The organism is Saccharopolyspora shandongensis (assembly GCF_900106995.1).
Classification (GTDB): Bacteria; Actinomycetota; Actinomycetes; order Mycobacteriales; family Pseudonocardiaceae; genus Saccharopolyspora; species Saccharopolyspora shandongensis.
Window position 1 is genome coordinate 73,903 of record NZ_FNOK01000025.1, and the last position, 15,372, is coordinate 89,274.

Genomic DNA, 15,372 nt, shown 5'->3' on the forward strand with positions numbered 1-15,372 from the left:
GCGCCGCAGCCTCCGGCTGCTCAGCAGTCGGTTCCGCAAGCACCTGCGCCGCAGCCTCCGGCCGCTCAGCAGCCTGCAGCTCCGCCACCGCCGGCAGCACCTGCCACGCCACCTCCCGCAGCGCCTCCCGTGGCCTCGGAGCCAGCGGCGGAGGCCACGGGCGCCGGCTACTGGGCTCAGCGGTTCTCCAGCGCGGGCAAGGGCAAGGCGTCGCCCCCGTCGCCCCCATCGGCTCCGCCGGAAGGTGATGTCGAGGCGACGATCCAGCAGCCTGCCTTGCGGCGGCCGGCACCGAAGCAGGAGGCTCCCGCTCCCCCGGCGCCGCCGAAGCCCACTCCGCAGGAGGGGCTCACGGAGCAGCTGCCGCGCGTCGCGCCCGCCAAGTCCGAGCCCGACCCGGAAGGCACCGCGGTGCTGGCCTACCCGCCTGCACCAGCGCCCGTACCGGCACCAGCGCCCGCGCAGCAGGAGGAGGAAGCGCCGGACGAGCTGGAAGACCCGTACGACTTCGACTCCTACGACGAACCCGAGCCCGAGTACGCAGAGGACGACTACGACCCGGAGCTGCCCGCGGGCTTGGACGCGGACGAATACCGCGACGGCGAACCCGATGACGAGCCCGTCTCCGCGGGCAAGGAGTGGGGCACGCTGGTGCTGCAGGGCGTCGGCGGCCTGGTCGGCGGCGGGCTGGTCTGGGTCGGGTTCCGCTGGTTGTGGGGCACGAACGCCCTGGCGGCGCTCGGCGCCGCGCTGGTGATCACCGGTCTGCTGGTGTTCATCGCGTGGAAGTTCTTGCGCACCAACGATCTGCAGACGATCCTGCTGGCGGTGCTGGTCGGCTTGTTCTGCACGGTGTCCCCGGCGGCACTGCTGCTGTTCAGCCACTCGTGAGGCACCGGCGCGCAACGACCCATCCACCGTCGGTCATGCTTGGCAGGCGATGACAGTGCAACCGCCCCAGCGCGAGGAGGCACCCGGCCGGATCCCGGTCGGGCTGTCCAGCGCGTCGGTGTGGCCGCAGCCGGCGCGTGCGGCGTTCGAGATGGCCGCGGACCTCGGGTTCGACGGCGTCGAGGTGATGGTCTGGGCGGACGCGGTCAGCCAGGACGTCTCGGCGCTGCACCGGCTTTCCGAGCAGCACGGCGTGCCGATCCTGGCGATCCACGCACCGTGCCTGCTGATCACGCAGCGGGTCTGGTCGTCGGAGCCGGAGGAGCGGCTGCGGCGGTCCGTCGTGGTGGCCAGCGAACTGGGTGCGCAGACGGTCGTCGTGCACCCGCCGTTCCGCTGGCAGCGCCGCTACGCGGAGCGATTCGGCGAGCTGGTCTCGGAGCTGGAGGAAACCAGCGGGATCTCGATCGCCGTGGAGAACATGTTCCCGCTGCGCCCGCCGAGCACGCTGAACCGGTTGCGCGGCGGCAAGAGCAGCGGGCTGTCGGCGTTCAAGCCCTCGCCGGACCCGACGGAGGTCGGCTACCGCAACTACACGCTCGACCTGTCGCACGCCGCTGCGGCGCACGTGGACGCCATCGAGCTGCTGAAGCGGATGAAGGACGGCCTCGCGCACGTGCACCTGGCGGACGGCACCGGCGCGCCGCGGGACGAACACCTGGTGCCGGGGCAGGGCAACCAGCCGTGCGCGGAGGTGTGCGAGGCGCTGGCCGCCGACGGCTACCAGGGCGCGGTGGTCCTGGAGATCAACACCCGCAAGGCGCGCAATCCCCAGCAGCGCGCGGCATTGCTGTCCGAGGCGCTGTTGTTCGCCCGGCTGCACCTGGAGCCGCTGCGCGCGGGCTGACCGGTTTCTCCTGGTCAGGGTCCGGGCGCGGTTTTCCGCGCGATAGCCCGCAAAAACCGCGCGCGGGCGGTCGGCGCGGCTAACCGATGCCTAGTGATCAACTTCTCCGAAGGTCACTAGAATCAGTGACCATGAACTCGTTGCGCGCATCGGTCGCCGAGCGCTTCCGCCCGCTGGACCGCACGTGACAGAGGTCCTGGATCCCTTCGCGGCGGCCACTTCGGTGCGCTCGCTCGGCGACGGCACCTTCGTCGCCCACCTGCATCCCGACTGGGCTGTCGGAGAACGCCCGCACGGCGGCTACCTGCTCGCGCTGATGGCCCGCGCCCTCGGCGACGTGACCGGGCTCGCGCCGCTTTCGATCAGCGCCCAGTTCCTGCGTCCGCCCCGGGTCGGCCCGGTGCTGGTCCGGACCGAGGTGCTCAAGGCGGGCAAGACGGTGACGGCCGCCCGCGCGCAGCTGGAGCAGAGCGGCCAGGTCTGCGTGGACGCCACGGTCACCCTCGGCAAGGTGCCCGAGTCGGAGCCCGAGTGGTCGGATCTGCCCGACATGCCGGTGAACCCGCCGTCGACCGCGATCGATCTCGCCGCCACCGAGGCCCGAAAGTACTTCGCCCTGGCGCGCGTCTGCGACATGCGCCTGGACGCGAGCACCGCGGACTTCCTCAACGGCGGCATCGGCGAGCCGCGGCTGCGGCTGTGGGCCAAGCCCCGCGAGGCGCAGCCCGACCTGCTGTTCGGACTGGTCGCGGGCGACCTGACGGTGCCGGTGACGCTGAACCTCGGCCGGTTCGGCTGGGCGCCGACGGTGCAGCTCACCGCCCTGCTGCGGGCTCAGCCGGCGAACGGCTGGCTGCGGATGGTGGTGGACTGCCGCGCGGTGCACGGGCAGTGGTTCGACGAGGACGTCATGGTGATCGACTCGGTCGGCCGACTGATCTGCCAGGCCCGCCAACTCGCCCTGTCCCCGTGACCAGATCTCCCCGCGATTTCAACGAAAATCGGATCGCTGATCTCCAATGAAATCGCGGGGTATCGGGGTCAGTTGAGGCGGGTGACGTCGAGGCCGCCGTCGGCGTGCTGCTTGCGCAGGCGCTTCTTGTCGAACTTGCCGACGCTGGTCTTCGGCGCTTCAGGGATGAACGTCCAGTACTCCGGCACCTGCCACTTCGCCACCTCGCCCGCGAGGAAGTCGCGCAGCTCGGCCGCGTCCACCTGCTGACCGTCGCGGAGCACCACGGCCACCAGCGGCCGCTCGGACCACTTCTCGTCCGGCACGCCGATGACCATCGCCTCGGCCACCGCCGGGTGCCCCATCACCTTGTTCTCCAGGTCGACCGACGAGATCCACTCGCCGCCCGACTTGATCACGTCCTTGGCCCGGTCCGTCAGCTGCACGAACCCGTCCGGCGTGATGAACCCCACGTCGCCGGTGCGCAGCCAGCCGTCGTTGAACTTCTCCGGATCGTCGTCGCCGTAGTACGCCCCGGCGATCCACGGCCCGCGGACCTCCAGTTCGCCGACGCTCTCGCCGTCCCACGGCAGCACCGAGCCGTCGTCGCCGACCAGCCGGCCCTGCACGCCGGCGGGCAAGCGCCCCTGGCTGGCGCGGTAGGTCCAGCGCTGCTCGTCCGTGACGCCTTCCGGCGGCCGGGCCACGCTGCCCAGCGGCGACGTCTCGGTCATGCCCCACGCGTGCAGCACCGAGATGTCGTACTTCTCGTGGAACGCCTTCATCAGCGACGGCGGGCACGCCGCGCCGCCGACCACGACCTCGCGCAACGAGGACACGTCGTGCGGGTCGGCCTCGAGGTGCTGCAGCACGCCCTGCCAGATCGTCGGCACCGCCGCGGCCATCGTCGGGCGCTCCGCCTCGATCATCTTCAGCAGCGGCTCGGGCTGCAGGAACCGGTCCGGCATGATCATCGACGCGCCGACCATGAACGCCGCGTACGGCAGGCCCCACGACATCGCGTGGAACATCGGCACCACGGCCAGCGACCGGTCCGCCTGCGACAGGGCCATCCCGTCGGTCATGCACACCTGCATCGAGTGCAGGTAGATCGACCGGTGCGAGTAGACGACGCCCTTCGGGTTGGCGGTGGTGCCGGAGGTGTAGCACATCGCGGCGGCCGAGCGTTCGTCGATCTCCGGCCAGTCGAACACCTCCGGCTGCCCGGCCAGCAGTTCCTCGTAGCCGTGCACCGCCACCCCGGCCGGCGCCTCCAGTGCGGCCTTGTCGCCGCCGGCGACGATCACGTGCCGCACCGTCTTCAGCTCCGGCAGCAGCTTCTGGAACAGCGGCAGCAGCGTCGCGTCGACCAGCACGACCCGGTCCTCGGCGTGGTTGGCGACGTAGACGAGCTGCTCGGGGAACAACCGGATGTTCAGGGTGTGCAGCACAGCGCCCATCGACGGAACCGCGAAGTACGCCTCCAGGTGCTCGGCGTTGTTCCACATGAACGTGCCGACCCGCTCGTCGCCGGTCACGCCGAGGCCGCGCAGCGCGTGCGCCAGCTGTGCCGTCCGGCGCCCCACCTCCGCGAAGCTGCGGCGCCGCGCTCCGTCGCCGGTCCAGGTCACGACCTCCGCGGACGCACCGTGCGGCCCGCTGCCCTGCTGGAGGATCCGAGCGATCGAGAGCGGGCCGTCCTGCATCGTGCTGAACATGATCAGAGCTCCTTTGGGCTGGTCATTCAGGCGCGAAACATCGCTCGGCCGTGGCGGGGCGCTGTGGTGGCAGACACAGTAGCGGCTGGAATCGACCTTCGGGAGGGGTGGACACGCAGCGTGCACCGCCGGTTCGCGCCGCGTGCGGAGAGTGGTCTGGCACCCTGAGCGGCATGACGACGATCGCCGTACTCGGAGCCGGAAAGATCGGGGAATCCCTGCTGTCGGGGCTGCTGAAGGCGGGGCGTGCCCCGTCGGACCTGCTGTTCACCGAGCGGTTCCCGACGCGTGCGGAGGAGCTGACCAAGACCTACGGCATCACGCACGTCGAGGTGGCCGATGCGGTGCAGCGCGCGGACGTCATCGTCGTCGCCGTCAAGCCGCAGGACATCGAGCCGCTGCTGGACGAGATGGCGCCGAACCTGCCCAGCGGCAGGCTCGTGGTGTCGTTGTGCGCGGGCCTGCCGACGAAGCTGTTCGAGCGCCGGTTGACCGAGGGCACCGCGGTCGTCCGGGTCATGCCGAACACCCCGATGCTGGTCGGCGAGGCGATGAGCGCGGTCTCCGGCGGCGCGCACGCCTCGGACGCCGACCTGGCGCTGGTCGAGGACCTGCTCGGCAGCGTCGGCAAGGTCGCGCGGGTGCCCGAGAGCCAGCAGGACGCGGTGACGGCGCTGTCCGGCTCGGGCCCGGCGTACTTCTTCTACCTGGTCGAAGCCATGATCGACGCCGGCATCCTGCTGGGCATCCCGCGGGCCACCGCCGCGGACCTGATCGTCCAGTCCGCGGTCGGCGCGGCGGCGATGCTCCGCGAGGGCGGCGGTCACCCGGTGATGCTGCGCGAGGCGGTCACCTCGCCGGCGGGCACGACCATCGCTGGCATCCGCGAGCTGGAGAAGCACGGCGTGCGCGCGGCGCTCATCGACGCCATCGAAGCGGCCCGCGACCGGTCCGTCGAGCTCGGCAAGGCGCACGAAACCGACGAACCCGCCTGACGCCGGCGCGACGCGTGAGGAGCGGCGGTTTCGCGCGAAACCGCTGTTCCCACGCCTGCTGGGTGGTGGTTTCGCGTGAAACCGCCACCTCCGCGCGCGACTCAGCGGCGCTGCCAAGACCAGTTGGTGCGAACTACTCAGGGCCAAGGGGGACGTTCGGCCATCGCAGGTGCCCCGTGTGTCCCGCTACTCTCGATAGAGCACGTGCGTGAGGTTTCCGTCGGAGGGGAAGCCGACGGCGCGACACGTGCCGAAGGGCACGGTGAAGCATGTCTGCGAACTCCGAACCCAGCCAACAGGCGCCACCGAGCATGGGTCAGGTGCGGTTCCTCACCGTCGCAGAGGTCGCAAAGCTGATGCGGGTGTCGAAGATGACGGTCTACCGGCTCGTGCACGCGGGCGAGCTGCCCGCAGCACGGGTGGGGCGTTCGTTTCGGGTTGCCGAGAAGGACGTCCACGCGTACCTGGAAAGCGCCTACTACAACGCGGGCTGAGATCGCTCGGCCGGCCGTTTGCGCAGGTGACCGGCCGCGAGCCCGACGGGCGGCCGATGGCGGCCCGGACGGCTCGCGCGCCCGGTCGGCGGCGCTCGGCGGCGTTTCGAGGACCACGGCGGAAGGCCTCGAGACCTGCAGGTAAAGTTTTGGGTTGGTCGTGCCAGGTGTGCGCGTTCATGCGGCTGCACCGGTGCGGGAGACGTTCGAACTGCCGTCAAGAGCGAAGGAGTCCGCATGGGCTCGGTCATCAAGAAGCGCCGCAAGCGCATGTCCAAGAAGAAGCACCGCAAGCTGCTCCGCAAGACGCGCGTCCAGCGTCGCAAGTTGGGCAAGTGACCTGCGCACCGCCGCCGGCCGATGGTCGGCGGCGGTTGTTTTTTGCCGGTGGGCCCGTGCACACGGCCGACTCGTCCTGGTGACCCGAACGCCGTGGTGAGCGGCGCATTCGGCGGTAGCATCGCAGTCGGCGAGCGTGCCGGAGAGCGCAGGGAGACACAGTGGGCCCGAATGTCGTGCTGGTGACGGGGGTCAGCCGGTTCCTGGGCGGGCACCTCGCCGCGCGGCTGGCGGCCGATCCCTCGGTGCGGCGGGTCCTCGGCGTGGACACCGTGCAGCCCGGCCGCGATCTGCTGCGGCGGATGGGGCGCACCGAGTTCGTCCGCGCCGACATCCGGAATCCGCTGATCAGCAAGGTCATCGCGAACGCCCAGGTCGACACCGTGGTGCACGCGGCGGTCAACTCCCATTCCGGGCCCGGCGGGCGGGCCACGACGAAGGAGATGAACGTCATCGGCACCATGCAGCTGCTGGCCGCCTGCCAGCAGTCGCCGCTGGTGCGCAAGGTGGTGGTCCGGTCGACCTGCGCGGTCTACGGGTCGAGCTCGCGGGACCCGGCGGTGTTCACCGAGGAGATGGAGCCGAAGGACCTGCCGTCGTCCGGCTACGCCAAGGACGCGGTGGAGATCGAGGGCTACGTGCGCGGCTTCGGCCGGCGCCGGCCCGACGTGGACATCACCACGCTGCGGTTCAGCAACCTGATCGGCCCGCGCATCGACGCCGTGCTGTCCCGCTACTTCGCACTGCCGGTGGTGCCGACCGTGCTCGGGTTCGACGCGCGGCTGCAGATGCTGCACTCCGAGGACGCGCTGGCGGTGCTGGAGCGGGCGACGATGGTGGACCGGCCCGGCGTGTTCAACGTGGCCGGTGACGGCGTGCTGATGCTCTCGCAGGCGATCCGGCGCGCCGGGCGCGTCGCGATGCCGCTGCCGAGCACGGCGGTGCTGCCGCTGACCCAGTTCTTCCGCAGCGCCCGGCTGGTCGACTTCTCGTCGGAGCAGCTGCGATACCTCAACTTCGGGCGGGTGCTGGACACCACGAGGCTCCGCGAGGAGTTCGGGTTCACCCCGCGCTGGACCACCCAGCAGGCCTTCGACGACTTCGTGCGCGGCCGGGGCCTGCGGCCGGTGATCGACAAGGAGAACATCCTGGCGCTGGAACGCGGCGCCGGTGACCTGCTGGCGAAGCTTCGGTGACGGAGGCGGCATGAGCGACGGTCGCGCCCGACCGGGTGCGGGGGCGTGATGGCGGATGCGCAGGTGATCCCGCTGCGCGCGGCGGACCGGGAGCAGCTGGAAGCCGCGAAACCACCGGAACCCGGCTGGGAGGACGCCGTCATCGACGCGCTGGCGTTCGCCCGGCGGCGGTTGCTCGGCGACTACCAGGTCGACGAGTTCGGCTTCGACCAGGAGCTGACCGACGAGGTGTTCCTCCGGCTCCTGCGGCCGGTCTACGAGAAGTGGTTCCGGGTAGAGGTGATCGGCGGCCACCACGTGCCCGTCGACCGCGGCGCGCTGGTGGTGGCCAACCACTCCGGCACGCTGCCGTGGGACGCGCTGATGACCACGGTCGCGCTGCACGACCACATCGAGGCGCCCCGGCACCTGCGGATGCTCGGCGCCGATCTGCTGTTCTCGATGCCGGTGCTCGGCCCGCTGGCCCGCAAGGCCGGGCACACGCTGGCCTGCAACCCGGACGCGGAGCGGCTGCTGACCAACGGCGAGCTGGTCGGGGTGTGGCCGGAGGGCTTCAAGGGCATCGGGAAGTCGTTCAAGGACCGGTACAAGCTGCAGCGCTTCGGGCGCGGCGGGTTCGTGTCGGCCGCGCTGCGCACCGGCGCGCCGATCGTGCCCTGCTCGATCGTGGGCGCCGAGGAGATCTACCCGAAGCTGGCGGACATCAAGCCGCTGGCGCGGTTGCTCGGCGTGCCGTACTTCCCGGTCACGCCGTTCTTCCCGCACTTCGGGCTGCTGGGGGCGGTGCCGCTGCCGTCGAAGTGGTACATCGAGTTCGGCGAGCCGATCGAGACCTCGTCGTTCCCGGAGGGCGCGGCGGACGACCCGATGCTGGTGTTCAGCCTCAGCGACCAGGTTCGCGAGATCATCCAGCAGACCCTCTACCGCCTGCTCTCCCAACGCACCAACGTCTTCCTCGGCTGACCGCGGTTTCAATTGAAACTGGGCTCAACCTGGTGAGTGCCGAGGCCAGGGATTGTAAGGCGGTCGCCGTGCCGGTGCCGCGTTGCGGACCGGGCCGTCCGTTGTTCTATTTGTGCTGGTGAACGTGCTTTTTCCGTGAGCTCTAACGCGGAAATCCGGACAGTTACCAGACGAAGCGGACGGTGCGTGATGAGCTACCCCTCGACCTTCGGCTCCCAGGACCCCTTCGCGGATCTGCTCAACAGGTTCTTCGGCATGTCGCCGATGACGTCGCCGCCCGCCGTCCAGCGAGTGCCGATCGGCCGACTGCTCAGCGAGTCCGCTACCGAGCTGATCGGCAAGGCGTCCGAGCGCGCGAGGCAGGACGGCAGCGACGACCTGGACACCGAACACCTGCTGTGGGCGGCGACGCAGGTGGAGCCGTCCCGCAGCCTGCTGGTCCAGGCCGGGGCCGAGCCGGACCACCTCGCCTCGCGGATCGCCGAGGTGCTGCCCGGCGCCAGCGCGGAACCCTCGGCGAGCCCGGGGCTGACGCCCGCCGCGAAGCGCGCGCTGATCGGCGCGCACGCGCGGTCCCAGGCGGCGGAGAAGTCCTACATCGGGCCCGAGCACATCCTGGCCGCCCTGCTCGACGATCCGGACTCGGCGGCGGTCAAGCTGCTGGACTCCTACGAGATCAACACCCGCAAGCTCCGCGACCGGGTCGACCGCGCCGCGACCAACGAAAACATCCCGACGACCGCGGGCAGCGACACCCCGACGCTGGACGAGTACAGCCGGGACCTCACCGAGGAGGCCCGCGCGGGCAAGCTGGACCTGGTCGTCGGGCGCGCCGACGAGATCGAGCAGACCGTGGAGATCCTTTCCCGGCGCAGCAAGAACAATCCCGTGCTCATCGGCGAACCCGGCGTCGGCAAGACCGCGATCGTCGAGGGGCTGGCGCAGCGCGTCATCGCCGGCGACGTCCCGGAAACCCTCCAGGACAAGCGGGTTCTCGCGCTCGACATGACCGGCCTGGTGGCCGGCGCGCAGTACCGCGGCGAGTTCGAGCAGCGGCTGAAGAAGGTGATCGACGAGGTCCGCGCCGCCGAGGGCTCGGTGATCCTGTTCATCGACGAGATGCACACCATCGTCGGCGCCGGGGCGAGCGGCGAGAGCAGCATGGACGCGGGCAACATCCTCAAACCCGCGCTGTCCCGGGGAGAACTGCACGTCATCGGGGCCACCACGATCGACGAGTACCGCAAGCACGTGGAGAAGGACGCCGCGCTGGAACGCCGGTTCCAGCCGGTCCTGATCGCGGAACCCACCGTCGAGGAGACCATCCAGATCCTGCAGGGCCTGCGCGACTCCTACGAGGCGCACCACGGCGTCCGCTTCTCCAATGAGGCGCTCGCCTCGGCCGCCACCCTCTCCGACCGCTACATCAGCGACCGCTTCCTGCCGGACAAGGCCATCGACCTGATGGACCAGGCGGGCGCGCGGGTGCGGCTGCGGTCGGTCAGCCGCAGCGGCGACGTCCGGGAGCGCGAGGACCGGATGGCCAAGCTGCGCCGCGAGAAGGACCAGGCCGTCGACGCCGAGGACTACGACCGGGCCCGCGAGCTCAAGGAGCAGATCGAGGGCCTGGAGGGGGAGATCGCCGGTATCACCGAGCGGCGCGAAGGCGTCGCGGACGTGACCACCCAGGACATCGCGGAGGTGCTGTCCAAGCGCACCGGCATCCCCGTCGCGCAGCTGACCGAGGACGAGAAGCACCGCCTGCTGCGGCTGGAGGAGGCCCTGCACGAGCGGGTCGTCGGCCAGGACGAGGCGGTCCTCGCGGTGGCGGAGGCGGTCCGGCGCAACCGGGCCGGGATGGCGCACCCGGACCGGCCCATCGGGTCGTTCCTGTTCCTGGGGCCGACCGGCGTCGGCAAGACCGAGCTGGCGAAGGCGCTCGCGGAGCTGATGTTCGGCGACGAGCACAAGCTGATCCGCTTCGACATGAGCGAGTTCCAGGAGAGGCACACCGTGTCCCGGCTGGTCGGCGCCCCGCCCGGCTACGTCGGTTACGAGGAGGCCGGGCAGCTGACCGAGAAGGTCCGCAGGCAGCCCTACAGCGTGCTGCTGTTCGACGAGATCGAGAAGGCGCACCGGGACGTGTTCAACACGCTGCTGCAGGTGCTCGACGACGGCCGGCTGACCGACGCCCAGGGCCGCACCGTGGACTTCCGCAACACCGTGGTGATCATGACGAGCAACGTGGGCGCCCAGCGCATCCTGGCCCACGAGGGCGACGTGGACGCCATCCGGGACGAGCTGATGGACGACCTGCACGCGAGGTTCGCGCCGGAGTTCCTCAACCGCATCGACGAGACGATCATCTTCCACCGGCTGACCGAGGACGACCTGGCGAAGATCGTCGACCTGATGCTGGACCGCAGCCGCCGCCTCCTGCGCGCGCAGGAGATCGACCTGGAGGTCACCGAGGCGGCCAAGAGGTGGCTGACCCGGCGCGGGTTCAAGCCGGAGTTCGGGGCCCGGCCGCTGCTGCGCACCATCCAGACGCAACTGGACAACCGGATCTCCAAGCTGCTGCTGCGCGGCGAGGTCCAGCCGGGCGACACGATCCTCGCCTCGCTCGAGGAGGACGAGCTGATCTGCACCCTGGCCCGGCCGCACGAAGCGAACGTCCCGGCGCAGGCCGGGGACAAGGCGCCCGAGTCGAGCAAGGTCTGAAGCTCGATGCGGCTCTTGGGGAGCTTGGTCAACGCGGCGGTTTCACACGAAACCGGCGTTCTCCACGCCTGCCGGGCGACGGTTTCGCGCGAAACCGCCACCGCCCCAACAGGCTTCGCCACGTCCGGGAGAGCTTCCGCAGCACCCGGAATCGCCGTTGCGGCGGAGCCACCCGGAGCGGTGGTCTGGGCGGTTCGGGAGTGCGCCGGTCCGAATCCCGTGGGAAGGATGGATCATGAGTAGCCTTTCGGATGATCCGACCCAGGCGGTGACCGACCGGCTCGCGAAGCTGGCCTGGGGGTCCGTGCTCGTCGTCGGCCTCTGCTCGCTCGTCGTCGGCGTGCTCGCGCTGGTCTGGCCGCGGGCGACGCTGATCGTCCTCGGCGTGCTGTTCGGCGTCTACCTGCTGGTCAGCGGCGTGCTGCAGATCATCGCGGCGTTCGGCACGCACGTGACGGCGGCGATCAGGGTGCTGGCGTTCATCAGCGGCGCGCTGTCGATCCTGCTGGGCTTGCTGTGCTTCCGGGGCGAGATGCAGTCGATCCTGTTCCTGGGCCTGTGGATCGGCATCGGCTGGCTGTTCCGCGGCGTCACCCAGACGACCGCGTCGATCGCCGACCGGGCGATGCCCGCGCGCGGCTGGCAGATCTTCATGGGCATCGTCACGGCCCTGGCGGGGATCGTGCTGATGGTCTCGCCGCTGACGTCGGTGGCGCTGCTGGTCCTGTTCGGCGGGATCTGGCTGGTCGTCCTCGGCGTCGTGGAGATCATCACCGCGTTCCGGATCCGCTCCGCCGCGAAGCGGCTCGCCACTGGATGACCCCGATGACCGGACGCGCGAGCGGGAGGGGCGCGCCCGGCCTTCGGATGGGCCGGTGCGGTGGGCGGGGATGCCACCGCACCGGCCCGGTTTTCGCGTGGCCGCCGTCGGTGTGCGCGGTCATGCTTTCGCCGAGTCCCAATCCACTACCGGTGGGGAGAATCCGATGAGTTCCCGGCTCAACCCGTACATCAGCTTCGACGGCGACGCCCGGCAGGCGATGGAGTTCTACAAGAGCGTCTTCGGCGGCAACCTGACGGTGAGCACCTTCGGCGAGTTCGGCGCCCCGGACCCGAGCAGCGCGGACAAGGTCATGCACGCGATGCTCGAGACCGGCAGCGGCTTCACGCTCATGGCCTCCGACACGCCGCCGGGCATGGAGCACAAGCCGGGCACCAACATCTCGGTGAGCCTCAGCGGCGACTCGGAGGACGAGCTGCGCGGCTACTGGGCGAAGCTGTCGGAGGCGGGCACGGTGGCGGTCCCGCTGGAGAAGCAGATGTGGGGCGACACGTTCGGGATGTGCGTGGACCGGTTCGGCATCGGCTGGATGGTGAACATCGCCGGCTCGTGACCGGCGCAGGTGATTTCCGGGGCCGCGAGCCCGCCGGCTGCTACGACCGGCTGGAGGGCTCGCGGCCCGTTCGTTCAGGACCGGTCGCGGCGCCGGTAGGCGAGGCCGGCCGCTACCGCCCCCGCGATGGCGCTGGCCCCCATGATCGAGTTCAGGCCGATCCGCGCCGCCTTGCGGCCCGTCCGGAAGTCCCGGACCTCCCAGCCGCGGGCCCGGGCGATGTCGCGCAGCCGCTGGTCCGGGTTGACGGCCACCGCCGTGCCCACCGCCGACAGCATCGGGATGTCGTTGGCCGAGTCCGAGTACGCCGTGCAGCGGCGCAGGTCCAGGCCTTCGCTGGCGGCCATCGCCCGCACCGCGTGCGCCTTCGCGCGCCCGTGCAGCATCTCGCCGACCAGCCGGCCCGTGTACACGCCGTCGGAGCTCTCCGCGACCGTGCCCAGCGCGCCGGTCAGCCCGAGCCGCCGCGCGATGATCTGCGCCAGCTCCACCGGGGTCGCCGTCACCAGCCACACCCGCTGGCCGGCGTCGAGGTGCATCTGGGCCAGCGCCCGGGTGCCCGCCCAGATCCGGTCCGCCATCAGCTCGTCGTAGATCTCCTCGCTGAGCTCCACCAGCTCCGAGACCTTGCGGCCGGCCACGAACGACAGCGCCTGCTCCCGGCTGGCCTGCATGTCCTGCGGGTTCTCCCGGCCGCCGACCCGGAACTTCAGCTGCTGCCAGGCGAACCCGGCCAGGTCGGTGGCGGTGAGGAACTTGCGGGCGGCGAGTCCGCGGGCGAAGTGGAACAGCGAGGCGCCCATCATCATCGTGTTGTCGACGTCGAAGAACGCCGCGGCGGTGAGGTCGGGCGGGGTGGCCAGCGAGCCGTCTGGGACGGGTGCGGCGGCGACGGCGGCCTCGGCGGACGCGCGACCGGCCACCTTCGCGCTGTCGATCGGATCGGAGCCGGGCGCGCGCGAGCTCTGGTCCGCGCCATCGGCTGAGCCTTGACGTGTCGGCACCGCCGCGCCTCCCGGGGGTCCTCCGGTGTTGTCGTGCGAAGTTCCAGGTCTTGCCGACCCGGGCCGACCCGGCTCAGCAGGTCTCTAGCTTAAGACCTGGCCGCAACCGAACTTGCGCACCTCCGCCGTGGCGTGGTGGTCCGCGATCCCCGCGGAAATCGGACCTCCGATTTCCGCGGGGATCGCGGCGGGAGGTCAGCGGAGGTCGTCGGGCAGCAGCTGCGCCAGCCGGCGGATCGCGCGGTGCTGGAGGGCCTTGACCGCCCCCTCGTTGCGCTGCATCGCGGCCGCCGTCTCGGTCACCGACAGGCCCTGCAGGAACCGCAGCCGGATGCATTCGCGCTGGTCGGGGTTGAGCTGCCGGACGCAACTGAGCAGCTCTCGGTGGGTCGCCTCGGTGAGCACGTGCTGTTCCGGGCCGAAGTGCGTCCGGCCGACCGGCAGGTTGTCGGTGACGTCGGAGGTGGGGATCTCCAGCCGGTTCCGGCTGGACTTGATGTGGTCGAGGATGAGGTTCTTGGCGATGGTGATGAACCAGGCCGCCACATCGCGGCCCTGGTAGCTGATGGAGGCGATCCGGCGCAGCGCGCGCAGGAACGTCTCGCTGGTGATGTCCTCGGCCAGGCAGTGGTCGCTGACCCGGAACAGCACGTACCGGTAGACGATCTGGGCGTACTCGTCGTAGAGGTGGCCGAAGGCGTCGTTGTCGCCCTGCTGCGCGGCGCTGACGTAGGCCCAGCTCTCGGTGCCCGGCCTGGGCACCGATCGGGAGACCGGGACGTCGACGCTGCGGAAGGGTGCGGCCGGGGCGGGGGGTGCGAGCGTCTTCGGGCTGCTCATCTCTTGCGACCTCCTGCCGTCGTTGGCGGACCGGCTTGGTGCGGGTGAGACGCACCGGTGCCGGTGTCATGTCGCGGTGTCCGGCGGACACCCGCCTCCGGCCGGCCAACGGGGCTCCGATGGCCTGGTGACGCCGGGGGCGTGGGCGTTGGAGCAGCAGCATACGTGTTGTTACTCGGAAGTAGGTAGTACTACTCGGTGACGCTCTGGTTGCAGAGCGTGTTCAGCCGGGGTGCGACGCCTAACTCCGACAGGTGATTTTGGACACTTGACCAGCGCGGTCGGTGTCGTGCCGTTACCCGGCCCGCTGGGTACTTTGGAGGCCGCGAAGTCGGCCCGAATTTCTCCCTGGAGCGAAGGCATGCACGAGGTGACGGTGATGACCCGCGAGGGTTGCCACTCCTGCGCGGACGCGATCTCCGACGTGCGGCGGATCTGCGCAGAGCTCGATGTGTCGTGGTCCGCGCAGGACGTGGACACCGACCCGGAGCTGCGCGCGGAGTACGGCGACCGGGTCCCGGTGATCTTGATCGATGGAGTCGAGCACGGCTACTGGAAGGTCGAGGAGGACCGCTTCCGCCGGGCCCTGGCCCGCTGACCCGTGATCTTGGCCGGTGGTCGGTGCGGGTTGCCGCCATCACGTGCTCCAGACCACGCGTTTTGGCACGTCGGGGGGCCATCGGCAATGATGGCGGGGAAGGCTTGCGCCTCCGGCGGAGTCCGGCCCTGCGACTTTGTGCATGCGTTCACAAATTAGTTACGGTGTACGGGTCGGGTCGCCGGATTCTCGGTGTGGATCAGCGGATCAGGTGTCGAGCCGTCGGATGCCGGCGGCGTTCGCGGATGACGCCGAGCAGCCGGTCGGCGGACCGGCCGGTGTCGGAGCCCCAACCTGAGCAGCGATGTCGGGAAGTGGGCGACGACCGCCGCGCCTCCGGGCGCGGACGGGCAGGCCAAA

General features: G+C 70.5%; 15 protein-coding genes. 12 read left to right on the forward strand and 3 right to left on the reverse strand.

Going from position 1 to position 15,372, the window contains the following annotated elements; translation table 11 throughout:
• Positions 1–129: 129 nt before the first annotated feature.
• The 3 genes from BLW84_RS49290 (at position 130) to BLW84_RS24785 (ending at position 2,771) form a co-directional block, all read left to right on the forward strand.
• A complete protein-coding gene (locus BLW84_RS49290) occupies positions 130–891 on the forward strand; it encodes a hypothetical protein (RefSeq protein WP_245761352.1) in 762 nt (253 codons plus the stop codon).
• Between the two features lie 49 nt (positions 892–940).
• The gene (locus BLW84_RS24780) at positions 941–1,798 is read left to right on the forward strand and encodes a sugar phosphate isomerase/epimerase family protein (RefSeq protein ID WP_093269440.1); all 858 of its coding nucleotides are present in this window, start codon (positions 941–943) and stop codon (positions 1,796–1,798) included.
• Between the two features lie 184 nt (positions 1,799–1,982).
• Positions 1,983–2,771 (forward strand): thioesterase family protein, encoded by a 789-nt coding sequence (locus BLW84_RS24785; protein ID WP_093269443.1) that lies wholly within the window; start codon positions 1,983–1,985, stop codon positions 2,769–2,771.
• Between the two features lie 68 nt (positions 2,772–2,839).
• Here BLW84_RS24785 and BLW84_RS24790 read toward each other — a convergent pair whose 3' ends face one another.
• Positions 2,840–4,468 carry a long-chain fatty acid--CoA ligase gene (locus tag BLW84_RS24790; protein ID WP_093269445.1) on the reverse strand — a complete coding sequence of 543 codons (1,629 nt, stop codon included), beginning with the start codon at positions 4,466–4,468 and terminating at the stop codon, positions 2,840–2,842.
• A 173-nt stretch (positions 4,469–4,641) separates the two neighbouring features.
• On the opposite strand from BLW84_RS24790, the gene proC reads away from it, so the two are divergent.
• The 8 genes from proC to BLW84_RS24830 all read left to right on the forward strand — a co-directional run bounded on the left by proC (position 4,642) and on the right by BLW84_RS24830 (position 12,570).
• Positions 4,642–5,463 (forward strand): pyrroline-5-carboxylate reductase, encoded by an 822-nt coding sequence (proC, locus tag BLW84_RS24795; RefSeq protein ID WP_093269448.1) that lies wholly within the window; start codon positions 4,642–4,644, stop codon positions 5,461–5,463.
• A gap of 269 nt (positions 5,464–5,732) precedes the next feature.
• Positions 5,733–5,957 carry a helix-turn-helix domain-containing protein gene (locus BLW84_RS24800; RefSeq protein WP_029535864.1) on the forward strand — a complete coding sequence of 75 codons (225 nt, stop codon included), beginning with the start codon at positions 5,733–5,735 and terminating at the stop codon, positions 5,955–5,957.
• A 237-nt stretch (positions 5,958–6,194) separates the two neighbouring features.
• Complete coding sequence (locus BLW84_RS24805) at positions 6,195–6,296, forward strand: 30S ribosomal protein bS22 (protein ID WP_010241351.1); 102 nt, start codon at positions 6,195–6,197, stop codon at positions 6,294–6,296.
• 161 nt (positions 6,297–6,457) lie between these two features.
• Positions 6,458–7,492, forward strand: coding sequence for an NAD-dependent epimerase/dehydratase family protein (locus tag BLW84_RS24810; RefSeq protein ID WP_093269451.1), 1,035 nt, complete (start codon positions 6,458–6,460; stop codon positions 7,490–7,492).
• A 48-nt stretch (positions 7,493–7,540) separates the two neighbouring features.
• On the forward strand, positions 7,541–8,455 hold the full coding sequence (locus BLW84_RS24815) for a lysophospholipid acyltransferase family protein (protein ID WP_093269453.1): 915 nt from the start codon (positions 7,541–7,543) through the stop codon (positions 8,453–8,455).
• 189 nt (positions 8,456–8,644) lie between these two features.
• Entirely contained in the window at positions 8,645–11,176 is a 2,532-nt protein-coding gene (locus BLW84_RS24820; protein WP_093269456.1) for an ATP-dependent Clp protease ATP-binding subunit, read from the forward strand.
• 235 nt (positions 11,177–11,411) lie between these two features.
• The gene (locus BLW84_RS24825) at positions 11,412–11,996 is read left to right on the forward strand and encodes an HdeD family acid-resistance protein (protein ID WP_093269458.1); all 585 of its coding nucleotides are present in this window, start codon (positions 11,412–11,414) and stop codon (positions 11,994–11,996) included.
• Between the two features lie 166 nt (positions 11,997–12,162).
• Complete coding sequence (locus BLW84_RS24830; protein WP_093269461.1) at positions 12,163–12,570, forward strand: VOC family protein; 408 nt, start codon at positions 12,163–12,165, stop codon at positions 12,568–12,570.
• 74 nt (positions 12,571–12,644) lie between these two features.
• On the opposite strand, the gene BLW84_RS24835 is transcribed toward BLW84_RS24830, so the two are convergent.
• The gene (locus BLW84_RS24835) at positions 12,645–13,574 is read right to left on the reverse strand and encodes an HAD family hydrolase (protein WP_093269463.1); all 930 of its coding nucleotides are present in this window, start codon (positions 13,572–13,574) and stop codon (positions 12,645–12,647) included.
• Between the two features lie 195 nt (positions 13,575–13,769).
• Positions 13,770–14,414 carry a sigma-70 family RNA polymerase sigma factor gene (locus BLW84_RS24840; protein WP_093269466.1) on the reverse strand — a complete coding sequence of 215 codons (645 nt, stop codon included), beginning with the start codon at positions 14,412–14,414 and terminating at the stop codon, positions 13,770–13,772.
• A 361-nt stretch (positions 14,415–14,775) separates the two neighbouring features.
• Between BLW84_RS24840 and BLW84_RS24845 the strand changes: the two genes are divergently transcribed.
• Complete coding sequence (locus BLW84_RS24845; protein WP_093269469.1) at positions 14,776–15,012, forward strand: glutaredoxin family protein; 237 nt, start codon at positions 14,776–14,778, stop codon at positions 15,010–15,012.
• Positions 15,013–15,372: the final 360 nt, after the last annotated feature.

Excerpts from the sequence above, each read along its gene's own strand:
- BLW84_RS24815 (WP_093269453.1), top strand. The coding sequence starts at position 7,541 with ATGGCGGATGCGCAGGTGATCCCGCTGCGCGCGGCGGACCGGGAGCAG.
- BLW84_RS24825 (WP_093269458.1), top strand. The coding sequence starts at position 11,412 with ATGAGTAGCCTTTCGGATGATCCGACCCAGGCGGTGACCGACCGGCTC.
- BLW84_RS24840 (WP_093269466.1), bottom strand. The coding sequence starts at position 14,414 with ATGAGCAGCCCGAAGACGCTCGCACCCCCCGCCCCGGCCGCACCCTTC.
- BLW84_RS24790 (WP_093269445.1), bottom strand. The coding sequence starts at position 4,468 with ATGTTCAGCACGATGCAGGACGGCCCGCTCTCGATCGCTCGGATCCTC.
- BLW84_RS24845 (WP_093269469.1), top strand. The coding sequence starts at position 14,776 with ATGCACGAGGTGACGGTGATGACCCGCGAGGGTTGCCACTCCTGCGCG.
- proC (WP_093269448.1), top strand. The coding sequence starts at position 4,642 with ATGACGACGATCGCCGTACTCGGAGCCGGAAAGATCGGGGAATCCCTG.
- BLW84_RS24780 (WP_093269440.1), top strand. The coding sequence starts at position 941 with ATGACAGTGCAACCGCCCCAGCGCGAGGAGGCACCCGGCCGGATCCCG.
- BLW84_RS24830 (WP_093269461.1), top strand. The coding sequence starts at position 12,163 with ATGAGTTCCCGGCTCAACCCGTACATCAGCTTCGACGGCGACGCCCGG.
- BLW84_RS24800 (WP_029535864.1), top strand. The coding sequence starts at position 5,733 with ATGTCTGCGAACTCCGAACCCAGCCAACAGGCGCCACCGAGCATGGGT.
- BLW84_RS24820 (WP_093269456.1), top strand. The coding sequence starts at position 8,645 with ATGAGCTACCCCTCGACCTTCGGCTCCCAGGACCCCTTCGCGGATCTG.
- BLW84_RS24805 (WP_010241351.1), top strand. The coding sequence starts at position 6,195 with ATGGGCTCGGTCATCAAGAAGCGCCGCAAGCGCATGTCCAAGAAGAAG.